At 56.1% G+C, this 22,607-nt stretch carries 15 protein-coding genes and 1 tRNA gene; 11 read left to right on the top strand and 5 right to left on the bottom strand.

Features of this window, described 5'->3' with window-relative positions; translation table 11 throughout:
- Positions 1-218: 218 nt before the first annotated feature.
- Positions 219-2,048 (bottom strand): AMP-dependent synthetase/ligase, encoded by a 1,830-nt coding sequence (locus tag CPAR_RS05610; protein WP_012502342.1) that lies wholly within the window; start codon positions 2,046-2,048, stop codon positions 219-221.
- A 367-nt stretch (positions 2,049-2,415) separates the two neighbouring features.
- On the opposite strand from CPAR_RS05610, the gene CPAR_RS05605 reads away from it, so the two are divergent.
- The 5 genes from CPAR_RS05605 to CPAR_RS05585 all read left to right on the top strand — a co-directional run bounded on the left by CPAR_RS05605 (position 2,416) and on the right by CPAR_RS05585 (position 7,675).
- Complete coding sequence (locus CPAR_RS05605; protein ID WP_012502341.1) at positions 2,416-3,483, top strand: lysylphosphatidylglycerol synthase transmembrane domain-containing protein; 1,068 nt, start codon at positions 2,416-2,418, stop codon at positions 3,481-3,483.
- Positions 3,480-4,436, top strand: a complete 957-nt coding sequence (locus tag CPAR_RS05600; RefSeq protein WP_012502340.1) for a glycosyltransferase family protein — start codon at positions 3,480-3,482, stop codon at positions 4,434-4,436. The genes CPAR_RS05605 and CPAR_RS05600 overlap by 4 nt, the downstream gene beginning before the upstream one ends.
- A 133-nt stretch (positions 4,437-4,569) precedes the next feature.
- Positions 4,570-5,283, top strand: coding sequence for an acylneuraminate cytidylyltransferase family protein (locus CPAR_RS05595; protein WP_012502339.1), 714 nt, complete (start codon positions 4,570-4,572; stop codon positions 5,281-5,283).
- Between the two features lie 19 nt (positions 5,284-5,302).
- Positions 5,303-6,433 carry an iron-containing alcohol dehydrogenase gene (locus tag CPAR_RS05590; protein ID WP_012502338.1) on the top strand — a complete coding sequence of 377 codons (1,131 nt, stop codon included), beginning with the start codon at positions 5,303-5,305 and terminating at the stop codon, positions 6,431-6,433.
- Positions 6,434-6,517: 84 nt separating this feature from the next.
- Positions 6,518-7,675, top strand: a complete 1,158-nt coding sequence (locus tag CPAR_RS05585; protein ID WP_012502337.1) for a DegT/DnrJ/EryC1/StrS aminotransferase family protein — start codon at positions 6,518-6,520, stop codon at positions 7,673-7,675.
- 53 nt (positions 7,676-7,728) lie between these two features.
- Here CPAR_RS05585 and CPAR_RS05580 read toward each other — a convergent pair.
- Positions 7,729-7,802: transfer RNA gene (locus CPAR_RS05580), tRNA-Cys, on the bottom strand.
- A gap of 149 nt (positions 7,803-7,951) precedes the next feature.
- On the opposite strand from CPAR_RS05580, the gene CPAR_RS05575 reads away from it, so the two are divergent.
- From CPAR_RS05575 to CPAR_RS05555, 5 genes are all read left to right on the top strand, one after another.
- Positions 7,952-8,779, top strand: a complete 828-nt coding sequence (locus CPAR_RS05575; RefSeq protein ID WP_012502336.1) for a nitroreductase family protein — start codon at positions 7,952-7,954, stop codon at positions 8,777-8,779.
- A 104-nt stretch (positions 8,780-8,883) separates the two neighbouring features.
- Positions 8,884-11,238 carry an FxSxx-COOH system tetratricopeptide repeat protein gene (gene fxsT, locus CPAR_RS05570; RefSeq protein WP_012502335.1) on the top strand — a complete coding sequence of 785 codons (2,355 nt, stop codon included), beginning with the start codon at positions 8,884-8,886 and terminating at the stop codon, positions 11,236-11,238.
- Positions 11,239-11,271: 33 nt separating this feature from the next.
- Positions 11,272-12,483, top strand: a complete 1,212-nt coding sequence (locus CPAR_RS05565; RefSeq protein ID WP_012502334.1) for a DNA recombination protein RmuC — start codon at positions 11,272-11,274, stop codon at positions 12,481-12,483.
- A 353-nt stretch (positions 12,484-12,836) separates the two neighbouring features.
- Positions 12,837-14,090, top strand: a complete 1,254-nt coding sequence (locus CPAR_RS05560) for an exonuclease SbcCD subunit D C-terminal domain-containing protein (protein ID WP_012502333.1) — start codon at positions 12,837-12,839, stop codon at positions 14,088-14,090.
- Positions 14,087-17,767, top strand: coding sequence for an AAA family ATPase (locus CPAR_RS05555; RefSeq protein ID WP_012502332.1), 3,681 nt, complete (start codon positions 14,087-14,089; stop codon positions 17,765-17,767). Before CPAR_RS05560 ends, CPAR_RS05555 begins: the two co-directional genes overlap by 4 nt.
- Positions 17,768-17,783: 16 nt before the next feature.
- On the opposite strand, the gene CPAR_RS05550 is transcribed toward CPAR_RS05555, so the two are convergent.
- From CPAR_RS05550 to CPAR_RS05540, 3 genes are all read right to left on the bottom strand, one after another.
- Entirely contained in the window at positions 17,784-18,374 is a 591-nt protein-coding gene (locus tag CPAR_RS05550; protein ID WP_012502331.1) for a YdcF family protein, read from the bottom strand.
- A 253-nt stretch (positions 18,375-18,627) separates the two neighbouring features.
- A complete protein-coding gene (locus tag CPAR_RS05545; RefSeq protein ID WP_156773382.1) occupies positions 18,628-19,224 on the bottom strand; it encodes a C40 family peptidase in 597 nt (198 codons plus the stop codon).
- A gap of 104 nt (positions 19,225-19,328) precedes the next feature.
- A complete protein-coding gene (locus CPAR_RS05540; RefSeq protein WP_012502329.1) occupies positions 19,329-21,572 on the bottom strand; it encodes a cation:proton antiporter in 2,244 nt (747 codons plus the stop codon).
- 174 nt (positions 21,573-21,746) lie between these two features.
- Here CPAR_RS05540 and CPAR_RS05535 point away from each other — a divergent pair, with 174 nt between their 5' ends.
- Positions 21,747-22,595: an SDR family oxidoreductase gene (locus CPAR_RS05535; RefSeq protein WP_012502328.1), complete on the top strand. Its 849-nt coding sequence runs from the start codon at positions 21,747-21,749 to the stop codon at positions 22,593-22,595.
- The last annotated feature ends 12 nt before the right edge of the window (positions 22,596-22,607 follow it).

Here is a 22,607-nt window from a genome sequence, read left to right as displayed (position 1 = left end):
TCACGTGCTGTTCGCTTGTACTATCGAATGGCGGGTAATGTGGATGGTGTCTTGTCGGCATCTGCTTGAGAACCTAAAATAATAGCAAAACGGTCTCCAGCCCCCACGCAGTCTGAAGGTGCCTCTTGGGTGGATGAACTGACAAAGCTGAGGGAAGAAATCCAGGTTCGACATTATTCTGCTAAAACGTTCGTGAGCGAGGTTTTGGCTCGCTGACCTCACTCGGTGTTGTAGACCATGTTGAGGGCGTTGTAGAGCTTGTCGATCTCATCGTTGTACTTTTTCGAGATTTCCTTGCGCTTGAGCTTGAGGGTCGGAGTCATCAGAGCGTTTTCAATTGAAAATGCCTCCTCGACCAGCAGGAACTTTCTCACCTTTTCATGCGTGGCAAGCTGTCTCGAGACGGTTCGCAGCAGTTGTTCGTAGACTTTGATAACCTCCTTGGCCTCGATCAGCTCTTTGTTACTGCCTGCCGTTATCTGATGTTCAGACGCGAACTCGCTGAGCTTCTGGAAATCGGGCACAATCAGGGCGATGAGGAAGGGGCGTTTTTCACCGACAACCATCGTCTGATCGACATACGGGCTTTCGAGAATGAGATTCTCGATGGGCAGTGGAGCGATGTTCTTGCCGCCGGAGGTTACGATGATATGCTTCTTGCGGTCGGTGATCTTCAGGTAGCCGTCGGCATCGATCTCGCCGATGTCTCCGGTGTAGAACCAGCCATCCTTGATCACTTCTGCGGTTGCTTCATCATCTTTCCAGTACCCTTTCATGATGTTGGGCCCCTTGAGCAGGATTTCGCCATCCTGGGCGATGCGCACCTCGACGTTTTTGACCGGCGGACCGACCGTGCCGAATTTGACATTTTCGGGCCGGTTGACGTTGGTGACTGGCGACGTTTCGGTCAAGCCAAATCCTTCGAGAATGGTGATGCCGATGGACTGGAAGAACTCCCCGGTTTTCTGCGGCAGCGCCGCGCCTCCCGACACGAAGTAGCGCAACCGTCCGCCGAACTTCTCCCTGAGCTTATGATAGACCAGCTTGTCGGCCAGCTTGTGCTGCACGTTGACTATCGGCGAGACTTTTCCTTCCGCGAGCTGGTTGTGGTACTTTTCACCCGTGCTGACCGCCCAGTAAAAGATTTTCTCCTTGAGCCCGCCCTCTTTGGCAACCGCCTTGAGCATGTTGGCTTTCATTCTGTCGAACAGCCTCGGCACCGTAAAGATAATGGTCGGTTTCGCCTCCATGATGTTCAGGGAGATGGTCTCGATGCTTTCAGCGAGATAGATTCTGGCTCCGCAGGCGAACATCAGGTAGTAGCCGCCGGTGCGCTCGTAGGCGTGGGAAAGCGGCAGGAACGACAGGCTGCTGTCGGTTTCGTCCAGCCGGATGACTGTGGAGCACGACTTGACGTTCTCGCAGAGGTTCCGGTGGGTGAGCATGACCCCTTTTGGCAGCCCGGTGGTGCCCGACGTGTAGATGATGGTGGCAACGTCGTCAGGCCCGGTTTTAATGCCGTCAAGCTGCCAGGGGGCTGCTTCCAGTATCTTTTTGCCCTCGCTCTTGGCCTGGCTCAGCTCGATGACATCCTCGATCGGTTCGTCGAGCTTGTTCATGACGATCACCAGGTTCAGATCGTTGAGCTTGGGCCAGATAGAGAGGATTTTGCCGAGCTGAAGCATGTTCGAGACGATGATGCCCTTGGCTCCACAATTGTTCAGAATGTACTCGATCTGATTCGGAGGGAGTGACGGATAGAGCGGCACGTCGATCGCTCCGAGCGAGAGAATGGCCATGTCCGCAAGATACCAGCTGGGCCGGTTCTCTGACAGGATCGCAACCCGGTCACCGGATTCGATGCCCTTTTCCTTCAGAAAAGCTGCGAGCTGCCGGCAATCCTCTGCGAGGGAGTCGTAGCTTATCGGAACATAGGCTCCGTTGATTTTTCTTGCGATAGGGGCTTGGTCGCTCTGGCCTTTGAAGTGGCTGAAGACCGAGGTGAACAGTTCGGGCAGAGTCCGAAAATCAGGATTGATAAGTCCCATGAATTACAGGTTTTGTTCCGGAAATCTGTAGTCCTGTATGTCAGGATTGAGGCATGTAGTCAGTCAGAGAAGAGCCCGGCTTGCATTGCAAGCAAAACGGGCCTGATCAGGCGATCATCATCGAAACCGGGAGCATCTGGGTCAGCGTCATATACACAATAACTATTTACTAATCGGTAACCTCTTCTCCAACAGCTTTTCATCGTCTATCCCATTATTTTGATGAGATGTACCGGGAGAGCGCTGACCATGTGATATTACTGCTGGATTTTTGATATATTCATTGCTTGGAATAAGTTACCGGCTTTTTTCCCGGAATGGAACGCGGGCTTTGTTTCCCGGATGTTTTCTCATCGACATCTGATTTATGCAAAAACAAAACAACGGAGCAAAGACGTGGCCCGGGTATGCGGGGCTTGCCGTCGGCCTGGTGCTCATTGGTTACCTCCTTTTCCATGAGATCGATCTTGCCGCCGCTATCGAGCGGATCCGTTCAATCGGCATCTCTTCGGTCTGGATTCTGGTGCCCTATCTCTGTCTGCATGTTCTGGAAACACTGGCCTGGCAGAGGCTTTTTCCGAAAGAGGTCGGACCGGTTCCTTTTGCCGGTCTTTTCAAGATTCAGGTGGTTAGCGAAACGGTTTCGATGACTCTGCCGGCGGGCGTGGCCGTAGGGGAGCCCTTGCGACCCTGGCTCTGCCGGAAGTTCCTCGGCATTCCGTTGCCGGACGGCTTTGCCAGCGTGGCTGTTCGCAAGCTGCTGCTCGGTGTCACCCAGGGCATCTATACGCTGCTTGGTGCGATTGCCGGATTCGGTATGCTCCAGTCGGTCTCATCGCAGGTGGTTGGCTTTAAAGGCCTCGGTCTCATTATGGTGGCGGCAGCTCTTTTCATTACCGTGGCCATCTCCATGCTGCTGCTATTGTTGACCAACGGCAAGGCCGCTTCGAGTCTGCACGGGCTGATGATGAAAATTCCGTTCCAGAAGGTGCGAAGCTGGCTGCTGGAGCAGGAAGCGGGGTTTGCCGAGACCGACCGCAAGCTGCAGCACCTCAAATCCGGCGGCCTTGCACCGTTGATTCCCGTCATAGTGCTCTACGTGTGCGCCTGGATGACACTGGCGGTTGAAAGTTATCTTATATTGCATTTCTTGGGTCTCAAGGTGACCTTTTTTCAGGTGCTTGCTTTCGACACGGCCTTGACCATTCTTAGAGCGATCTTCTTTTTCATCCCGTCCGGCCTGGGGATTCAGGACTTGGGCTACCTCGCATTTTTTCATGCGCTCGGTTTTCCCGATTACCTTGCTTATGGAGGAGCATTCGTGATGTTACGGCGCCTGAAAGAGATCATCTGGTATGCGATCGGCTACGGGGTGATGTTCATGGAAGGCATTCATCTTCAGGATGCACAACAAGTTAGTGAAGAGGGCGAATGAGGAAGAAGATTCTGTTTGTGTGCGGTTCCATGAACCAGACCACCCAGATGCACCAGATTGCAAGACATCTCGGTGAGTACGATCAGTGGTTCACCCCCTTTTTCAGCGACGGACTGCTCGGCAAAGCCTCAGAAATGGGGATGCTCGAATTCACGATCATGGGCAAAAAGCGCTCCAGCAAAGCCATCGATTACCTGCTTTCCAACGGCCTTCAGCTCGATATCGGCGGTGTTCTGCACCGTTACGATCTTGTGGTGACCTGCACTGATCTGATCGTTCCGAAGCACCTCAAGCGCAGCAAAATCGTGCTGGTACAGGAGGGGATGACCGAGCCGGAAACCATTCTTTTTCATCTCGCCCGGAACTTCCGCTGGGTGCCCCGCTGGATTGCGGGCACGTCGACGACCGGCCTGTCCGACACCTACGAAAAGTTCTGCGTGGCAAGCGAAGGGTACCGCGATCTCTTCATCAGCAAGGGCGTCCGGCCAGAAAAGATCGAGGTGACGAGCATTCCCAACTTCGATGATTGCGAGCGCTTTCTCGACAACGATTTCGAGCATCGCGACTACGTGCTGGTCTGCACCTCCGACAACCGCGAGACCTTCATCTACGAAAACCGCAAGCGCAACATTTTCAACTACCTCGACATGGCCGACGGGCGTCAGTTGCTCTTCAAGCTGCATCCGAATGAAAACGTCAGCCGCGCAACCCGCGAGATCGAGCGTTACGCGCCCGGCAGCTACGTCTATGCCGAAGGGAAGACCGAGGAGATGATCGCCAATTCGCAGATGATGATCGCCCAGTTCTCCTCGACCATCTTTGTCGGCTCGGCGCTGAACAAGCCGGTACACTGCGGCCTCGACCCCGACTGGCTCCGGCGACTGACGCCGTTGCAGAATCGGTCCGCGGCCAGCCGGATCGCCAAAGTCTGCCGCCAGGTGATCGAAGGGTGACATGCAGGAAAATCTTCAGCGCAATGCGCAGAGTGTAGGGCAATATCGTCCGGTGCGATATATTGAATCCTGCCGAAGCCGTATCGGCTGAGGTCAACGTGACCGGCAATTTTTGAAGACGAGATAACGGGACATGCAAACGGTAGCCATCATTCCAGCCAGAGGCGGCTCCAAAGGGCTGGAACGGAAGAACATCCATCCGGTTGCCGGCAAGCCGCTGCTTGCCTGGAGCGTTTTGCAGGCTCTCGATTCGAGCCACGTCGATCGCGTGTTCGTGACCACCGATGATCCTGCCATCGCCGAGGTCGCTCGAGCGTACGGCGCGGAGGTGATCGACCGTCCCGAACATATCAGTGGCGACAAGGCGACCTCGGAGTCGGCGCTCCTCCATGCGCTCGAAGAGATTGCCGCGCGGCACGGCGCAGAGCCGGAGACGGTCGTGTTTCTCCAAGCGACTTCACCGTTGCGCAAGCCCGGCGACATCGACCGTGCCATCGAGGTGTTCCGCCGCGAAGCTGCCGACTCACTCATTTCAGTTACCCGCGCCGACGACCTCACCATCTGGGAGCAGCGGGGAAGTGACTGGAACAGCGTGAACTTCGACTACCGCAATCGCGGGATGCGGCAGGATCGCCCGTCGCAGTACATCGAAAATGGCTCGATCTATCTGTTTACCCCATCGGTGCTGCGCGATTTCGGCAATCGTATCGGCCAGAAGCTCTCGGTCTATCCGATGGAGTTCTGGCAGACCTGGGAGATCGACACCATCGAAGAGGTCGATCTCGTTGAGTATTACATGACCAAAAAGGGGCTCGCTCAATCGGGGCAGGCCGCATCTGAAACCTGAAGAACCCAACAGAATCAGCATGAACTTTTTCCTTTCCACCGACCTGTGCATCGGGGTCAACGAAGCCCTTGCCGTGCATGAACATCTGCAATCACTCGGCATGAAGAAACCGGGCCTCATCTACGATGCGAGCCTTTCGGGCAACCTTTACTTCGAGGATGTGCTGCGCAATATCAATGCGAGCTTTTCTAATTGCGTGGTCTATTGCAACGAGTTCAAGGGGGAGCCGACCTACAAGCATCTTGAGCACGTGGCCGAGTTCTTCCGCCGCGAGTCGCCCGACGGCCTGGTGGTGATCGGCGGCGGCAGCACCATCGACCTCGGCAAGGGCATTGCGCTGCTGCTGACCAACAATGTGCCTGCGCTGTCGCTCAAGGGCTTCCCGACGGATGTGAACGACCCGGTGCCACTCGTGACTGTGCCGTCACTACTCGGCAGCGGTGCGGAGGTGAGCTTCAACGCGGTTTTCATCGACGAGGACGAAGGGCGCAAGCTCGGCATCAACAGCCGCAAGAACTTCCCGAAACGCACGGTCATCGACCCGAAGCTTTCGATGAGTGCTCCGATGGAGAGCGTCATCGCTTCGGCGATGGACAGCCTCGTGCACTGTGTGGACAGCTTCGGCTCGGTAAAGCACACCGCGCTGAGCCGCATCTTTTCGATCGAAGGCTTCCAGCGCACCTTCTACGCTCTGCAGCAAGGCCAGCTCGACCGCGCCGAAGCGCGACTCGACCTGGCGCTCGGCAGTATCTGCGGCACCACGGCGCTGATGAACTCCGGCGACGGCCCGACCAACGGATTCGCCTACTACCTCGGCGTGAAGCACCAGGTACCGCACGGTCTGGCCGGTGCGATTTTCCTCAAGGAGGTCATGCGCTACAACGTCAGCAAGGGTTACGATAAATACGCGCTGCTCAACCCGATGCGCCGCGAAACCCCGCCTCGCGAGTCGGCGCTTGAACTGCTCGAACAGATGGATGCGCTCTATCGCCAACTTTCCATTCCGAACCTCGTGCCCTATGGCTACGGCAAAGGCAACGTCGCCGAGCTGGCCAGCAAAGCCTCGCAGGCGCTTTCGGGATCGTTCGGTGGCAACCCGGTCGAGTTCAACGAAGAGTCGGCCAGGGTGGTCATTGACGCCTTGACCTGAGTTGTGACGTTTTCTTCTTGACCGATAAGTCCTATTGGCAAAAAACTTTGTTGACTTAACCAAACCTAAACGTACTACGAAATTATGGCAGGAGCCGAGCTGATTGGCCAGGAGGAACTGGCCCAGATACAGGAGTTGTTCAGCGGGGAGAAAACCACTCTTTACCGGTATGCACCGGGCAATTACAAGGCGCGGGAGCTGGAGGAGAAGTTTGCCGCCTACATGGGTGTGAAGTACGCCCACGCCGTGTCGTCGGGCACGGCGGCGATTCACTGTGCGCTGGCGGGCGCAGGCGTTGGCCCCGGCGACGAGGTTATCAGCACCGCCTGGACCTTCATCGCTCCGGTCGAAGCCGCCGCTGCGCTTGGCGCGGTGCCGGTACCGGTGGAGATCGACGAGACCTACCACCTCGATCCGGTGGAGGTCGAAAAGGCGATCACGCCGAAGACCAAGGCCGTCGTGGCAATCCCGATGTGGGCCGCACCGAAAATGGATGAGCTCGCCGAAATCTGCGAGCGCCGCGGCGTGACGCTCATTGAAGACGCCGCCCAGTCGCTCGGCGCGACCTACAAGGGCCGCAAGCTCGGCACCATCGGTAAGGTCGGCTCCTTCTCGTTCGACGCAGGCAAGACCCTGCACGTTGGCGAGGGCGGCATGGTCATCACCGATGATAAGGATGTTTACGACCGCGTCGCCGAGTTCAGCGACCATGGCCACATGCACCTGCCCGGCCTGCCGCGCGGCAAGGATCCGCGCCGCGCCAAGGGCTTGAACTACCGCCTCAGCGAAGTGACCGCCGCCATTGGCGTCGCCCAGCTCGCCAAAATCGACTACATCCTCTCCAAAGCAAGGGAGAACAAGTACAAGATCAAGGATCGCATCAGCCACCTCAGCAACCTCACGATGCGTCCCTTCACCGACGAAGCCGGCGCGCAGGGCGACACGTTGATCTTCAAGGTTCGCGATCCCAAGGCTGCGTTGGAGTTCGAGGCGCACCTGATGGAGCACGGTTTCGGTACGAAGATTCTGCCCGAAGCGATTGACTGGCACTACGCCGCCGTCTGGGGCCATCTGCTCAAGGCCTACGACCGCTACCGCGACGCCAACCTCGAAGAGCTGTGGCCCAGAACCGGCCAGCTCCTCCAGAGCAGCATCTGCCTGAACATCCCGGTGCTGATGGACGACGCCACCATCGACAAGCTGGTAGCCGCCATTATTTCCGGTGCCGAGAAGATCGGGTAAAAGAGGGGAGTTCTGTAAACGAAAAAAGCCTGCGTCAAAGCAGGCTTTTTTATTGGAGGTGAAGAGCGGATTCGAACCGCTGTACGAGGTTTTGCAGACCTCTGCCTAGCCACTCGGCCACTTCACCAAAGTGAAGCTAAAGGTAAGAAAAAAATCGTTTTCCCAAAACAGCTCATGTTTTTTAGCCTCTTTGAATCGGGAGGCTGGCATTACAAGTTTGAAGCCCGTATCATTAAACAATAGTCTCATTTGTAAAAACACTGAACGACGAACGTTATGATCGATTTTAAAGTTGACAGCGCACGCTGTACACGGTGCGGACAATGTGTGGCGGATTGTCCGTCCCGGATTATCGTCATGGAAAAGGGGGATTATCCTGTAATTGCTCCGGGGAAGGAGTCCGCCTGTTTGCGGTGTGAGCACTGCCTGGCTATTTGTCCGGAGGCGGCCATTTCCATCCTCGGGTTCAGTCCGGACGGGAGTACACCGCTGAAGGGGCATCTTCCCGAACCAGACCAGCTCGAAACTCTGATCGCCGGTCGCCGCTCGGTGCGGCGCTACCGTCCGGAGAATCTCTCGCCGGAGTTGATCGACAAGCTGATTACGGTTGCATCCTGCGCGCCGACCGGCGTCAACGCGAGAAAGGTACGCTTCACCGTGCTCGATGACCGCGAGAAGACAGCCCATTTCCGTGACGAGGTGATGAACAGGCTCGTGCAGTTGCTCGAAGAGGGGGCCCTGCCAGAATCGAAGGCGTACTACGCCCGCTTCGTGAAGGTATGGCAGAAGCACAAGATCGATCTCGTTTTCCGGGACGCGCCCCATCTGCTAATCGCCACGGCTCCGAAAAGCCTCTCCACGCCGAGGGAGGATTGCGTAATCGCACTGACAACTTTCGAATTGTACGCGCAGGCTTGCGGCGTCGGCACGCTCTGGAACGGTATCGCGACCTGGGCGATCGAAGAGATGCTGCCTGAAATGCGCCAGCGCCTCGGCATTCCCGACGATCATGCGTTCGGCTACGCTATGCTCTTCGGCAAGCCAGCAGTCCGGTACGCCCGCACAGTGCAGCACCATCCGCCGGAGATTTATCGCGTGCCATAGTCTGGGCTGCCTGTAGTTCCTTGCTGCCAACTCTGCCGTAATTTTTGCGCCAATGGCTATCTTCAGAAAAGCGTGAACGCGCAACCCCACAACTTCACCGCATCATGGACTCAGCCGCCGCCAAAGCCAGAAAGGATTTCTTCATCAGCTACACTGGGGTTGATGAAGAGATCGCCTCATGGATTGCCTGGACGCTCGAAGATGCCGGGTACGATGTCGTGTTTCAGGCGTGGGATATGCGGCAGGCGGGCAAAAGCGTGATCGGCAATATCGACAAGGCGGCGAAGGATTGTGCTCGAACGATTGCGGTTGTTTCACCGGAGTACTTCGAGTCTGACTTCACGGTGCCGGAGTGGGAAACGGCAATGCACAGCGATCCGACCGGTGAAAGAGGATTGCTGATTCCGGTGATCGTTCGTCCGCACGAGATCGATGGCGTGATGAAGCGTCTGGCTTACATTTCGCTCGTAGGTCTTGATGAGGAGCAGGCGGAAACTGCGTTGCTGAATGGCGTTCGCAGCGATACGCGATTCAAGCCCACCAGCAAACCGGCGTATAATCTTAATCGGGTGAAGAAAAAGCCTCGCTTTCCCGGTTCGATGCCGCCCGTTTGCAAATTGCCGCATCGCAATCCAAACTTTTCCGGTCGGGAACAGCTCTTGCTCGAACTTCGAGAATCGTTGACCAAAGGACAGAAAACCGCCTTGACGCAGCAGGCGTTGTACGGGCTGGGCGGGATTGGCAAGACGAAGCTCGCTATCGAGTATGCGTATCGCCACAGTGCGTCATACGAGGTGATCTGGTGGATTCGCTCGGAGGAGCCCTCGGCGCTGGCGAGCGATTATGCGGGTCTGGCTCTGGAGCTGGATTTGCCGGAGAAGGAGGAGACTAACCAGGCGCTGGTCGTTCAGGCTGTGACGAGGTGGCTGGAGCGCAACAGCAACTGGCTCCTGATTTTCGACAACGCCAGAGATGCTGACAGCATAAGGAGTTATCTGCCCCGTTCGGCCAGCGGCCACGTACTGATCACCTCCCGGAATCCTGACTGGAAAAGCGTCGGCAATCCATTGCAGATGGAGGTGTGGGAGCGGAACGAGTCGGTTGCATTTCTCTTGAAGCGAACCGGTCGGACGGATGAAGCGGGGGCTGATGCGCTTGCCGAAGCGCTCGGCGATTTGCCACTCGCGCTTGAACAGGCGGCGGCTTATTGCGATACGAAAAAGAGGAGTTTTGTGGATTATCTGACGCTGTTCAACACCCGGAGATCGGAACTCTGGAATCGTGAAAAAGCGCCGGACGGTTATCACAGCACCGTTGCGACAACGTGGAGCTTGGCCTTCGAGGAGATTCGCAAAGTTCCGATGGCCGAATTGCTATTGTCGTTATGCAGCATCGTAGCGCCCGACGCTATTCCCCGAACGCTGCTGGAAAGGGCGCTGGAGATTTATGGGGAAGCTGTGAAGAAAGAGGAAAGCGTCGATGAATTCATGCTTGACGAGGCTTATGAAGCATTGCGTTCCTATTCATTGATAACGCTCGATGAAAAGTTTGTTACCGTGCATCGTCTGGTACAATCGGTCGTCAGGGATCGTATGAGTGAGGATGCGCTTGCCAAATGCCGGGATGTGATTGTGGTGGCTTTGAGTTTAGATTTTCCGAAAGATGGGAGTAGCAATATCTCAAGTTGGCCTTTGTGTTCAATGCTTTTATCTCATGCACAAGTAGTAATTGAAAATTGTCTAAATGATCAATATATAATTTGGGAAGCCTGTGGATTATTGATGAATGGCATGGCTTCATATCATTTTGGCAAAGCCGCATACGGTGAATCAGAGGCTTTGCTCAGACGTTCGTTGGCTCTATTTGAAAGTAAACTCGGCTCTGATCATTCTTATGTAACAGGGAGCTTATGTAATCTTGCGGAATCAGTAAAAGCTCAAGGTAAGAATTTAGATGCAGCAGAACTGTATCGTCGTGTCTTGAAGATCATAACAAAACGTTTCGGTTTAGATCATCATGAAGCAGCAGGTATACTACAAAACATAGGATTACTGCTACAAGATCAAGGTATGTATGTAGAAGCGGATTTATTGTTGAGAAGATCGTTAGAGATATATGAAAAAAAGTATGGCGCCGATCACTCACTTGTAGCCAGAAGCCTGAATAATATTGGCACCTTGTTACAATATCAGGGCAAATTTTTAGAAGCAGAAACAGTTTTAAAGAAAGCATTAGAGATATTTATAAGGCAGTATGATCCCAATCATTCAGCTATTGCAATGAGTGTGAACAATCTTGGTTCTTTGTTACATGCTCAAAGAAAGTACACTGATGCAGAGTCATTGTATCGTCGAGCGCTGGAAATATGGGAAAAACAACTTGGCAGCGATCACCCGCATACGCAAATCGCACAAAGAAATCTCGACAAGCTTTTGCAAGACATGCAAAACAAAAAATAATCATCCCAACTAACATTAATCCCCAATCCACCCATGACCTCAACCCTTGTCATCCTCATGCTCGTGATTCTCATAACCGCACTCGGATTCCTGCTTCTGCGCAGTCAGCGGGAGTCCAAGGCGCTTTCGGTGGAGAATGCGCGGTTGCAGGCAGAGGTGGAGCATGAGCGGGAGCGGGGTACGGCAGCGCAGGAGGCTCGACGCTCTGATGAGGCGCGGTTGCAGGCGACGATGGAGAATTTGGCGAACCGGATCGTGGAGGAGCGGGGCGCGGCGCTTTCGGAGCAGCACCGGCAGTGGCTCGATGGCCTTCTGGAGCCGTTCCGCTTGCAGCTCGACTCGTTTCGCCAGCGCGTCGATGAGGTGCATCGCAGCGATACGGAGCTTTCGGCGCGGCTGCTCGAACAGGTGCGGCAGCTTCAGGAGCTGAACCATCAGGTGAGCGACGAGGCCAACAACCTCGCGCGGGCCATCAAGGGCGAGAGCAAGAAGCAGGGCGACTGGGGCGAGCTGATCGTCGAGCGGCTTTTCGAGGCGTCGGGGCTGGTCAAGGGGCGTGAATACACTGTCCAAGAGAGCGACCGCACCGACGACGGGCGGCTGGTGCGTCCCGATTTCATGGTGCACCTGCCGGGCGAAAAGGCGGTGGTCGTCGATGCCAAGGTGTCGCTGACCGCCTACGAGCGCTGGTGCGGCGAGGAGAACGAGGCGCGACGCAGCGAGGCGTTGCGTGAGCACGTGCAGTCGGTGCGGCGGCACGTGGCCGAGCTGGAACGCAAGGACTATGCGGCGCTCCGAGGCAACCGCACGCTCGACTTCGTCATCATGTGCATCCCGCTCGAACCGGCATACCAGGCGGCGATGCAGGCCGATCCGTCGCTTTTCTACGAACTTGCCGGAAAGAACGTCGTCGTCACCGGTCCGACGACGCTCATGATTACCCTGCGCCTGATCGCCCAAATCTGGCGGCGCGAAAACGAGAACCGCAACGCCGAACTCATTGCCGACAAAGCGGGCCGCATCTACGACCAGGTGGTGCTCGTCGCTGAAGCGATGACCGACGCCCGCCGCAAGCTCACCGGCGTTTCGGACTCTTTCGATCTCGCCATGAAACGCCTCACCGAAGGACGCGGCAACCTCGCCGGACGCGCCGAGGAAATTCGCAAACTCGGCGCGAAAGTCTCGAAAAAGCTGCCGCAAGAGTTAATGGATAATGGAGAATTGACAATTGATGATGAATCGTAGGGGTAGGTTTGAAAACCCTACAAGACTGCTGATTGCAAAGCCCGTGGAATGAGATGGTGAGCGTCTTACGGGCACTTCGCGAAGCGTCCGTAATGGGAGGTTGTTTTTGTAGGGGCGAACCTGTGTGTTCGCCCTGTTGTCCTTGTAGTCTTTTTTGTTGACTCATACGGACAAGCACGGACGAAAACGGATGCAGGTATTCGATGAGTTTTTTTTGTTGTAATAGTGACAAAGTGCTTTACATATCAAAGTAATATACCATAACCGAATTTCAGCGATTAGAGGCAGCTCAACAGTTGCCGGGCGCCTAGCCTCTTTCTACATTGTCAATTATCCATTCTCCATTATCCATTGTGAAAATCCTTCATACATCGGACTGGCATCTTGGGCGAACGCTTTACGGACGCAGTCGGCAGCGTGAGTTCGAGCTGTTTCTCGACTGGCTTGCCGAGCTCGTCGAGTCGCGGGGGATCGAGGCATTGATCGTTTCCGGTGACATTTTCGACACGACCACGCCTTCCAACGCTTCGCAGAGGCTCTACTACCGGTTCCTGCATCGCATCGCTTTGTCGTCCGACTCGCCTTGCCGCCATATTATCATAGTGGGGGGAAATCACGACTCGCCGTCGTTCCTCGATGCTCCGAAGGATCTTTTGCGTTCCTTCGACGTGCATGTGCTCGGGGCGGTGAACGGCGAGCCGGAGGAGGAGGTGCTGGTGCTTCGCGACGCTAATGGCGAGCCGGAGGCGGTGGTGTGCGCGGTGCCGTACTTGCGGGATCGCGACATCCGGACGGTCGAGGCGGGGGAGAGCATGGAGGATAAAAATCGCAAGTTGATCGAGGGCGTGGCCCGTCACTACGCCGAGGTGGCCCGCATTGCTGAGGAGCGTCGTCAAAGCCTCGGATGCGACATTCCGGTGATCGCGACGGGCCATCTCTTTACGGCGGGCGGCGTGAAGCTTGAGGATGACGGCGTGCGCGAAATCTACGTGGGGTCGCTCGCCCGCATCGGCGCGTCGGCTTTTCCGGCGTCGCTCGATTACGTGGCGCTCGGCCACCTGCACGTGCCGCAGCGGGTGGGCGGCGAGGAGCGATTGCGCTACAGCGGCTCGCCGATTCCGATGGGCTTCGGCGAGGCCCGGCAGCGGAAGCTGGTGCTGGAGGTGGAGTTCGAGGGGCATGTGCCGAAGGTCACGGAAGTCGAGGTGCCCTGCTTTCAGCCACTCGAAAAGCTTGCGGGCAGCCTCGACGAGGTAACGGCCGCCATCGCCGTGTTGCGGTCGGCGGGCAGCTCGGCGTGGCTCGAAATCGACTATATCGGCGACCAGCCCGCGTCGGTCGTGCAGGAAGCGCTCGAGGCTGCGGTCGAAGCCTCGCTGCTTGAAATCCGCCGCATCCGCAACAATCGTCCGCTTCGGCAGGCGATGGGTCAGCTCGACGAGGACGAGACGCTCGAACAGCTCGATCCCGAAGCGGTGTTCGAGCGCTGCCTCGACGTACGCAAAATCGATGAAACGCTCCGGCCTGTGCTTCTCGAAAGCTACCGCGAGGTGCTTCGCTCGATCCACGAGGATGACGTCCGGGCCGAAGAGGGAGGGGCGGGATGAAAATTCTGACCTTGCGTTTTGCCAACCTCAACTCGCTGCAAGGGGAGTGGCAGATCGATTTCACCCGCCCGGAGTACGTGGCCGACGGTGTGTTCGCCATAACCGGCCCCACCGGTTCGGGCAAGAGCACCATCCTCGACGCCATCTGCCTGGCGCTCTACGGCGAGACGCCGCGTCTTGGCAAGATCACCGTTAGCAGCAACGAAATCATGTCGCGCCACGCGGGCGAGTGCTTCGCCGAGGTGACCTTCGCCGCCGCCTCCGGCACCTTCCGCTGCACCTGGAGCCAGCACCGGTCGCGCAAAAAGCCGGGCGGCGCGTTGCAGGCGCAGAAGCACGAAATCGCCGATGCCGCGACCGGAGCGATCATCCAGTCGAGGGTGCAGGAGACGCGGCTGGAGGTGGAGGCGCGAACCGGCATGGACTTCGACCGCTTCACCCGTTCGATGCTGCTCGCGCAGGGGGACTTCGCAAAGTTTCTGCAAGCTGATGCCGACCAGCGTGCCCCAGTGCTCGAACAGATCACCGGCACCGAGATTTACTCGTTAATTTCGATGAAGGTACACGAGCGCAAGCGTGCCGAACTGGAACGCCTTCAGCGGCTGGAAATCGAGGTGGGCGGCATCCGCCTGCTGGGGGCGGAGGAACTTGCTGCGCTTGAGGCGGAGCGGAGTGAAGCTCTGGAGCAGGAAGCGAAAATGTCGGCAAGCCTTGAATCGGATTCCGCTGCCCTGCGCTGGCTCGAAGAGATCGCGCGGCTCGAAGAGGCGGTTGCCGCCAACAGCCGGGAGGCCGAGGCACTCAATACCGAACGCGAAGCGTTCGCTGCTGATGCTCGCCGCCTTGAACGTGCGCAAACTGCCGCGCTAATCGAGGTCGCGTATGCCGAGGTGCGGCTTATGCGCGAGGAGTTGCAACGCAATGCAGGAGAACTGGCCGGAAAAGAGGTGCAACATCCTGAATCGGAACGCGCTGTCCGTGAGGCAGGGGAGGCGTTCGAAGCTGCTGAACGCGGGGTTGCATCGGCGCAGCAAGCCTTGCAGGATGGCAGGCCGCTGATCGCTCACGCCCGTCAGCTCGACGAGCAGATTGCGGGCAAGTCGGGCGAAGTCGAGCGGCTGCAACACGATGCCGAAACGCTTGAAGAGCGTCAGGCGCAGCTCCGGAGCGAACGTGCCGAAGTTTCGACAGCCCTCGGATCCATCCGTATCGCCTTGCAAAATTTGCAGGCATGGCAAAATCAACATCAGACTGATGCATCACTCGCCGGAGCGCTGTCCGGTATCCGTCACGCGCTCGACGAGCTTCGTCCCGCCGCCGAACGCGAGGTGGCTGCCGCTTCGGGAATCACTGATACCCAGCACAACCTTGAAGTGTTGCAGGGCGAATTGGTGCTTGCCGAAGCGGACGCTCGTGCTTCTCAAAGCGCATTCGATGATGCTCGCATGGCGCTCGGAAAAATGAAGGAGTCGTTCGCCTTGCAACTGGATGGGGCAAGCCTTTCGTCGCTTCGTGGGGAGCTTGATCGTCTCCGCGAACGACATCGCCAGCTTGAAGCGATTGTCGCGCTGTATGCCGAGGGAAAGCAGTTTGTACCAAAGATCGACAAGATCTGGGTGGAAATCCAGCAGACAGAGCGCAGGCAGGAGGAACTTTCGCTTAAATTCGATCATGCCCGGCAACTTCTCGAACATGCCGAGCGAGACCTGGTTTCGCAGGAAGAACTTGCACGACTTGCCGACCGGGTACGCAGTCTTGAAGAGGAGCGCGAGCGGCTTGTCGATGGCCAGCCATGCCCGCTTTGCGGCTCGCCCAGTCATCCCTGGGCTGACGGTGCGTCGGAGTTGCTTGAGCGCAGCCAGGAGGCGTTGCATGAAGCCAGGCGCATCGTTCAGGAACGCTCGAAAGCGCTCAAAGAGCTGGAACTTGCTTTGGCTAAAACCGGCACGGAGATCGATGAGCGCCGCAAGAGCTTGCAAGAACTTGCCGAATTGCGAGAATCATCCGGCCGAAAGTGCCTCGCCCTGCTCAAAGAGGTCGGAGTTAATGTGCCTGCACGAGAAGCCGAGCCGGTAGTGGAGGAAGCTTTGCAGCAAACCGCGTCGCAGCGGGATGCGCTTGCCGGACGCATTGAACAACTCGAAACGCTCGAACAGCGGATTAGAGACCATGAGGCCGATGTGGCCCAACTGAACGAGACGGCACATACTGCTCAGCGCCGTCTTGAACAAGTGACCGAACGTCAGCGGTCACTGCTACTCGATCTTGCACGGCTGAAAAAGGAACTTGGTCTGGCGCAGCAGAACGTTGCCGAGCGGCAGCGAAGCTTCTCCAGGCTGGTGGAGCCATTCGGAGTTCGAGAGATCGATGATCCGGCAGAGATCGTGTCTGCGCTCGCACTGCGAAGCACAGAGTGGGCGAGCAACGAAAAACGCATCCGAACCCTCGAACAGGAGGAGCTTGCTGGCCAGTCGCGCCTGAAAAATCTCGATGATCAACTTGCCACGATTAGTGCAGATTTTTTAGAGAAAGATCGGGATGTCAAGGCGGCAGTCACCAGCCTTGAAGCCTTGAAGTCCAAACGTGCAGGCGTGCTCCAGGGCCATGATCCCGATGTTGAGGAAGAACGTCTCGAACGCACGTTGCAAGCTGCTCGCACCAAGCTTGATGAGCTCACCGAAAAACGCAACGCCGCGCGTGAAGCTCTGTCCGTGCTCGAAACAGCGATTGCCGGGCTGCACCAGGCTCTGCAAGAACGGCGGTTAGTGCTTGAGCGTAGGGAAGAGGCTTTTACGCTTGAACTCAAGCAAAAGGGATTTATCGGCGAAGCGGTTTTTCTTGAGGCTCGTTTGCCCATCGGAGAACGGCAGAAGCTCGAACAGAAAGCCGATTCGCTCAACAAGCGTGCGCATGAGCTCGAAGCGCGACGCAAAGAGCGGCAGACGAAGCTTCATGAAGTGCGCGAACGCCAACTCACATCGGAGAGCAACGAGAAGCTTTCGGAGCGCATCGCCCGGCGGCAGGAGCAGTTACGCGAAGTCAGGGGACGGATCGGCGCTATCGCAAATCAGCTTCGGGAAAACGAACAGGCTGCCGGTGAGCATCGCATCAAATTGCATGCAGTCGAGGCGCAGAAGTCAGAGTACCGCCGCTGGGAGTTGCTGCACGATTTGATCGGTTCAGTGGACGGCAAGAAGTTCCGCAACTTCGCGCAGGGCATCACTTTCGAGCTGATGATCTCGCATGCCAACCGCCAGCTCCGACAGATGACCGACCGTTACCAGCTCCTGCACGATCCAAACAATCCGCTCGAACTCAGCGTCATCGATCAGTGGCAGGCGGGTGAAGTACGCTCGACGCGCAACCTCTCCGGCGGAGAGAGCTTCATCGTCAGCCTCGCGCTCGCCCTCGGCTTGTCGCAGATGTCAAGCCGCAACGTTCGGGTCGATTCGCTCTTTCTGGATGAAGGGTTCGGCACGCTGGACGAGGAGGCGCTTGAAACGGCGCTCGACACCCTTGCCGGGTTGCAGCAGTCCGGCAAACTGATTGGCGTCATCTCTCATGTGGCTGCGCTCAGGGAACGCATCTCGACCCACATCAGAGTCGCCCCTAAAACCGGAGGTCGTAGTTCAATCGAAGGCCCCGGAGTCGCCGCTATGCCGTCGATTCAGGGGTAATGCAAAAAAGCTGCCGTCAGTAATAAGCCAGCAGGTAATAGATGTTTTTCTTGATCTCGTTGATCACGAATTGTTTACTGAACGGATCACGCCACCAGAACAAGGGATGCCACCACTCCGGCTCGGTAGTCACCAGAATGAATTGTTTCGAAGAGCCGGCAAACGCCTGCGTCCAGGTTTTATGAAGTCGAAGCATATGCGGCGGATCGCTCACCACAAGCGCTGAGTTCCACCCCTTTTTATCCATCAAATCCGAGGTATTCTCCGCCTCTTCCCAGGTAGTTTCTGACCAGATATCGACCGTGATCGCTTTTTTAGGTACTCCGGCTTCCAGCATTCGGCGTTCACGCCAATTGGGACGACTCGGACTGTAGTAACGGCTGTCGATGCCGGTCAGCACGATGTTTTTCGCATAGCCGGCTTTGTAAAGTTCAGTGCCCTTTTCGACCCGCAAGCCATTGTCTCCCCCCAAGACCACGATTACATCAGCCTTTTCAGGTTTTGTGGAGTGAAGCGATACCAGAAAGCCGAGACCGAGATAAACGGTCGCGAACAGAGTGCTGGTAATGAGAAAAAACAGCAGTGATATTTTTATGAATGACTTCATACTACGTCAAAAAGGTCGGTGTCGCCCAGCCCACATTCCTTATTACGGCCTGGTATGGTTGATGATTGACGTATGTATGCAATACAGGGGGTCAACCTCATCGCTTCAAGCTTCAGGAAGGGGAGTATTGTGTTCAATCGCACCGTCTTTCGATACGATTTCAGGGGGTTAATATACCTATTTCTTACCGATCAAAACACCTGGCGATTAGCCCTTGGGAGTTTTTGCGGAGAGTTTTTGGCAGAAGCCAAGCTCACGATGGTGAGCCGGTCTCGTCAATGGCGTCGGAATGAAGGTCTACGTTCTGAGGATGTTGGCTCTCCGGCAGGTCGACAATGCGCACAGCCGTTGCGTACCGCTTGAGGAAATAGCCTGAAGAGAGTCTGTCGAGGGCGATGCCTCTGGAAAGCGAGGCGTGAATGAAGGTATCGTTTCCGATGAAGATGCCGACGTGGTTGATGCGATCGCCTGAGTTTTTGAAAAACACCAGGTCGCCGGGGCGCAACTCGCTGCGATCAATCTGGATGCCCATTGCCGACATTGCTCTCGACGAGTGCGGCAATTCAATATTCAGCTCTTTGCTGAACATGAAGCGCACGAAGCCCGAGCAATCGAACCCTGCAGGGGAGTCGCCTCCGAAGCGGTATCGGATGCCGAAGTACTTTTTGAGGTCGGTGAAGAAATTTTTTGCTGTCGAAGCCGATGGCTCTTCCTGCATGGAGATGGCCGTCACAGGAAGGCAGGTTTCCGGTATTTCAGCAGTCGGTTCGGCAGCCTTCAGCGAGGAAGGGCTTTGAAGCAAAGAGAGAAGGAGAACAAAACTACATGCCAGAGGTTTCATGATTGGCATGGTTGGCCGGAAGAGATGTTCTGCTCGCATATACCGGTAATGGGTGTTCAGTGCCTTTGTCCTGACATATAAATTGAACGATACGACCATTTTGTGAAATAACCTTACGGCTTGTCGCCCTTTTCTGTGGTATCCTGCGTTTTTTGCTGGTTTTGACGTTTATCGCGAATCTTTTTTCTGATCTGCTGCTGATTTTTTTTCAGGAACAGACCGAGCTCGTTTCCGACTTTCCGAATTGCCGAAGCGCCGATGCGAATCGGTTCCGGTACGACCACGTCAACATACCCTTCAGCAATATTGGCTGCACCGTAGCTGGCCGGGTAGATCATGATTTTGCTGATGCCTCCGAAATGCTTTTCGAGCTGTTCCGGGCTCTGGTCGAAATAGGGTTTGTATGAAAGCGAATCCTTTCGGGCGCTGACCAGCACGATGATGTCGTCATCCTTGAAGCGCTTGCGTTGTCTGGACAGGTTTTCCCAGTCGCGTGCATTTTTCATCGGCTCGAAAAGCAACTTGGGCGCCGACTGCATCGAGTCGAAGCTGTCGAGCACGGCGGCGTGGGTTTTGCTGTTGCAGTGGAGTTCCATCGGTATGCTCAGCTCCAGTGACAGCAGCGTCATTTTCGCGACCCACTGCTCGAAGCCTTTCTCCATTTCGGCCAGCGGCGGAATGATCACCACCAACCGGCGATGCAAAGCGAGCGGTTGGGTGATTTGGCAGATGATGGTGGTTTTGCTGGTGCAGTTGACGATGCTTTCTGCCGAATCGTTGATCAGCCGGGCAATGAAACCTCTGTGCAGTGGCCAGCCATACACCACCAGGTCGGCTTGCAGCTCTCTTGCCATACGACTGATGCCGCTGCTGACGTTATAGTCGATTGTGGCCACGATATCGAGTTTCGTATCGAACGAAGCCGCGTAGTTGATCATCGGCTCCAGCGCCTTTTTGGATTTTTTCATGTTCAACTCAGCCTCGTGGTCGTTGGGCACCACACTCAGCAGAATCAGCGGCTTGGCCGAGCGTTTCTCCCTGATGAGCACCGCAAATTCAAGTACCCGTTCAGAGGGCAACCCTTCGGCGATCGGTAGCAAAATCTGCTCGGAGAAGCTCGCCTCATCACTCTCATCTACCGGACTTGCCTGGCTCTCCTCGACGACGATCTCTTTGGCGGCTTTTTCGGTGACCATTGAGCCTACGATGCACGTCACCAGAATCAGAATGATGGTAGCGTTCAGAATGTTCAGGTCGAGAATACGAGCCTGATAGCCGACCAGCACGATCGCGATGGTGGCCGCCGCCCGGGAGCTGCTCAATCCGAAGATCAGCTGCCGTTGCGCTGCCGACAACTTGAACAGCTTCTGGGTCACCCATGCCGGGAGCCATTTTCCTGCAAGCGCCACCACCGTCAGCAACGCTGCGATGATGAGGGTCATCGGGCCGCTCAGGATCACCCTGAGATCCACCAGCATTCCCACGCTGATCAGGAAAAACGGGATGAACAGGGAATTGCCGATAAATTCGATGCGGTTCATCAGAGCTGAAGAGTTCGGAATGAGCCGGTTGAGCGCCAGGCCCGCAGCGAATGCTCCGACAATCGGTTCAAGCCCGGCGACTCTGGAGAGGAAGGCCGAGAAAAAGACGGCCGAAAGCACAAAGATGTAGTGCGCATGCTTCTCGTTTTCGAGCTTGGTAAAGAACCAACGCGCGATAAACGGCAGTACGATGAAGACGATCATCGTGAAAATCGTGAGCGAAATGGCGAGGTGGAGCCAGAACTCCTGAGTGAGATTGCCCTGACTGTAGCCGATGATGACTGCAAGCAGCAGCAGGACAGCGGTGTCGGTCAGAATCGTGCCGGCCACCGTTATGGGCACGGCCTGGTTTTTTGCAATGCCCATGCGGTTGACGATCGGATAAGCTACCAGCGTATGGGTCGCAAGCATGCTGGCCGTAAGCAGGCTCGCACTCACATTGTAATTGAGTAAATAGCGGCACACCGGATAAACCGCAACGATAGGCACGATGAGGGTCAGGAGGCCAAACAGGAGGCTTTGATTGCGGTTTCGCTTCAGCTCGTTGACCTGAAGTTCTGCCCCGGCAATGAACATGATGTAAAGCAGGCCGATGGTCGAAAACAGATCCACCGCCGAGCTTTTTTCAAGCAGATTCAGGGCATAGGGGCCAATCAGCACGCCGGAGAGAATCAGACCGACCGTTCCCGGAATATTAAAACGCTTGAGGACGATAGGCGAGAGCAAAATGATGAACAACACGAGCGAAAAAATCAGCACCGGATTGGTCAGCGGTAACTGAAATTCCTGAAGAAGTTCAACGTAGTAATGCTCCATGCGTGCGAGTCCGCTTCAAGGTTTTCGGATCGTGGTATCGCTGAAATTTAAACAATTTATCCGAATGCGCTGACAGGTAATGGGTGGACAAAGCGGGGGAGAGGTGATCCTCACTCCGATGAATATTTCGTAGATTCCCGTTGGATCAAAAAAACTAACCGAGCATTAAGGCTATTGAGCAACGTTCCTCAATCATTGGGAGTGGTCATTACAGGTGGAACTGCCGGGCTTGGATTGGCGATGGCTCTGGAGTTTCTGCGTGCCGGTGACCGGGTGGTGATTTGCGGCCGTCGCAAAGTGCAGCTCGATGAGGCGTTGCAGCAGCTTCAGATGGCCGTGTCGAGCTGTGAAGTCTATGGCATGGTTTGTGACATCTCCGATCCTGAGCAAGCCACGACATTTGTTGATTTTGCCGTTTCAAAGCTCGGTATCATCCATCGCTGGATCAACAATGCCGGAACTGCAGGCCGTATGCGCCGTCCGCTCTGGCAGCTCGATCCGCACGACATCGATGAAACCTGCCGCACGAATCTTTCCGGCAGCATGATGGTGTGTGCAGCAGTGCTCAAAGCCATGCTCCGGCAATCGGCAGGAGACGGACAGCCGGTTTATCATCTCTTTAACATGGGCTTTTCATCGGCTGGACTGCGTTCTTCGCCGACTTCGGTTGCGCATCGCGCTTCAAAACGCGCAGTGGCCCTGATGAGTGAGTTGTTGCTTGAAGAGTTGGAACGGTCGAGCAATCGAAGCATCGGGGTTCATGAACTGAGCCCGGGGCTGGTGCTGACCGAGCTGCTGCTTCGTGACGCTACGATTGAGCATAAGCGCTTTTTCAATGCCATGGCTGAAACTGCCGAAACAGTAGCCGCACGGCTTGTGCCTGCGATCAGGCGAATCGACAAACGAGACGGTGCCGTGCGCTACCAGCCGGTCATTACGATGCTGCTCCGCCTTGTTGCTTCAAGGTTCGGCTATCGCAAGGAGCGATTTTTCGATAGCGGGGGGATGCGTCGAAACAATTAACGAGAGGCATGC

The sequence above is a fragment of the Chlorobaculum parvum NCIB 8327 genome (assembly GCF_000020505.1).
Classification (GTDB): Bacteria; Bacteroidota; Chlorobiia; order Chlorobiales; family Chlorobiaceae; genus Chlorobaculum; species Chlorobaculum parvum_A.
The sequence above is the reverse complement of the archived record's forward strand: the minus strand, read 5'-3'. Positions and strand labels throughout refer to the sequence as shown.

What these genes read in the sequence shown, in the direction of transcription:
- CPAR_RS05575 (WP_012502336.1), top strand. Translation starts at nt 7,952, where the DNA reads ATGATCGATTTTAAAGTTGACAGCGCACGCTGTACACGGTGCGGACAA.
- CPAR_RS05540 (WP_012502329.1), bottom strand. Translation starts at nt 21,572, where the DNA reads ATGGAGCATTACTACGTTGAACTTCTTCAGGAATTTCAGTTACCGCTG.
- CPAR_RS05545 (WP_156773382.1), bottom strand. Translation starts at nt 19,224, where the DNA reads ATGCCAATCATGAAACCTCTGGCATGTAGTTTTGTTCTCCTTCTCTCT.
- CPAR_RS05555 (WP_012502332.1), top strand. Translation starts at nt 14,087, where the DNA reads ATGAAAATTCTGACCTTGCGTTTTGCCAACCTCAACTCGCTGCAAGGG.
- CPAR_RS05595 (WP_012502339.1), top strand. Translation starts at nt 4,570, where the DNA reads ATGCAAACGGTAGCCATCATTCCAGCCAGAGGCGGCTCCAAAGGGCTG.
- CPAR_RS05600 (WP_012502340.1), top strand. Translation starts at nt 3,480, where the DNA reads ATGAGGAAGAAGATTCTGTTTGTGTGCGGTTCCATGAACCAGACCACC.
- CPAR_RS05550 (WP_012502331.1), bottom strand. Translation starts at nt 18,374, where the DNA reads ATGAAGTCATTCATAAAAATATCACTGCTGTTTTTTCTCATTACCAGC.
- CPAR_RS05605 (WP_012502341.1), top strand. Translation starts at nt 2,416, where the DNA reads ATGCAAAAACAAAACAACGGAGCAAAGACGTGGCCCGGGTATGCGGGG.
- CPAR_RS05590 (WP_012502338.1), top strand. Translation starts at nt 5,303, where the DNA reads ATGAACTTTTTCCTTTCCACCGACCTGTGCATCGGGGTCAACGAAGCC.
- CPAR_RS05585 (WP_012502337.1), top strand. Translation starts at nt 6,518, where the DNA reads ATGGCAGGAGCCGAGCTGATTGGCCAGGAGGAACTGGCCCAGATACAG.
- CPAR_RS05610 (WP_012502342.1), bottom strand. Translation starts at nt 2,048, where the DNA reads ATGGGACTTATCAATCCTGATTTTCGGACTCTGCCCGAACTGTTCACC.
- CPAR_RS05565 (WP_012502334.1), top strand. Translation starts at nt 11,272, where the DNA reads ATGACCTCAACCCTTGTCATCCTCATGCTCGTGATTCTCATAACCGCA.
- fxsT (WP_012502335.1), top strand. Translation starts at nt 8,884, where the DNA reads ATGGACTCAGCCGCCGCCAAAGCCAGAAAGGATTTCTTCATCAGCTAC.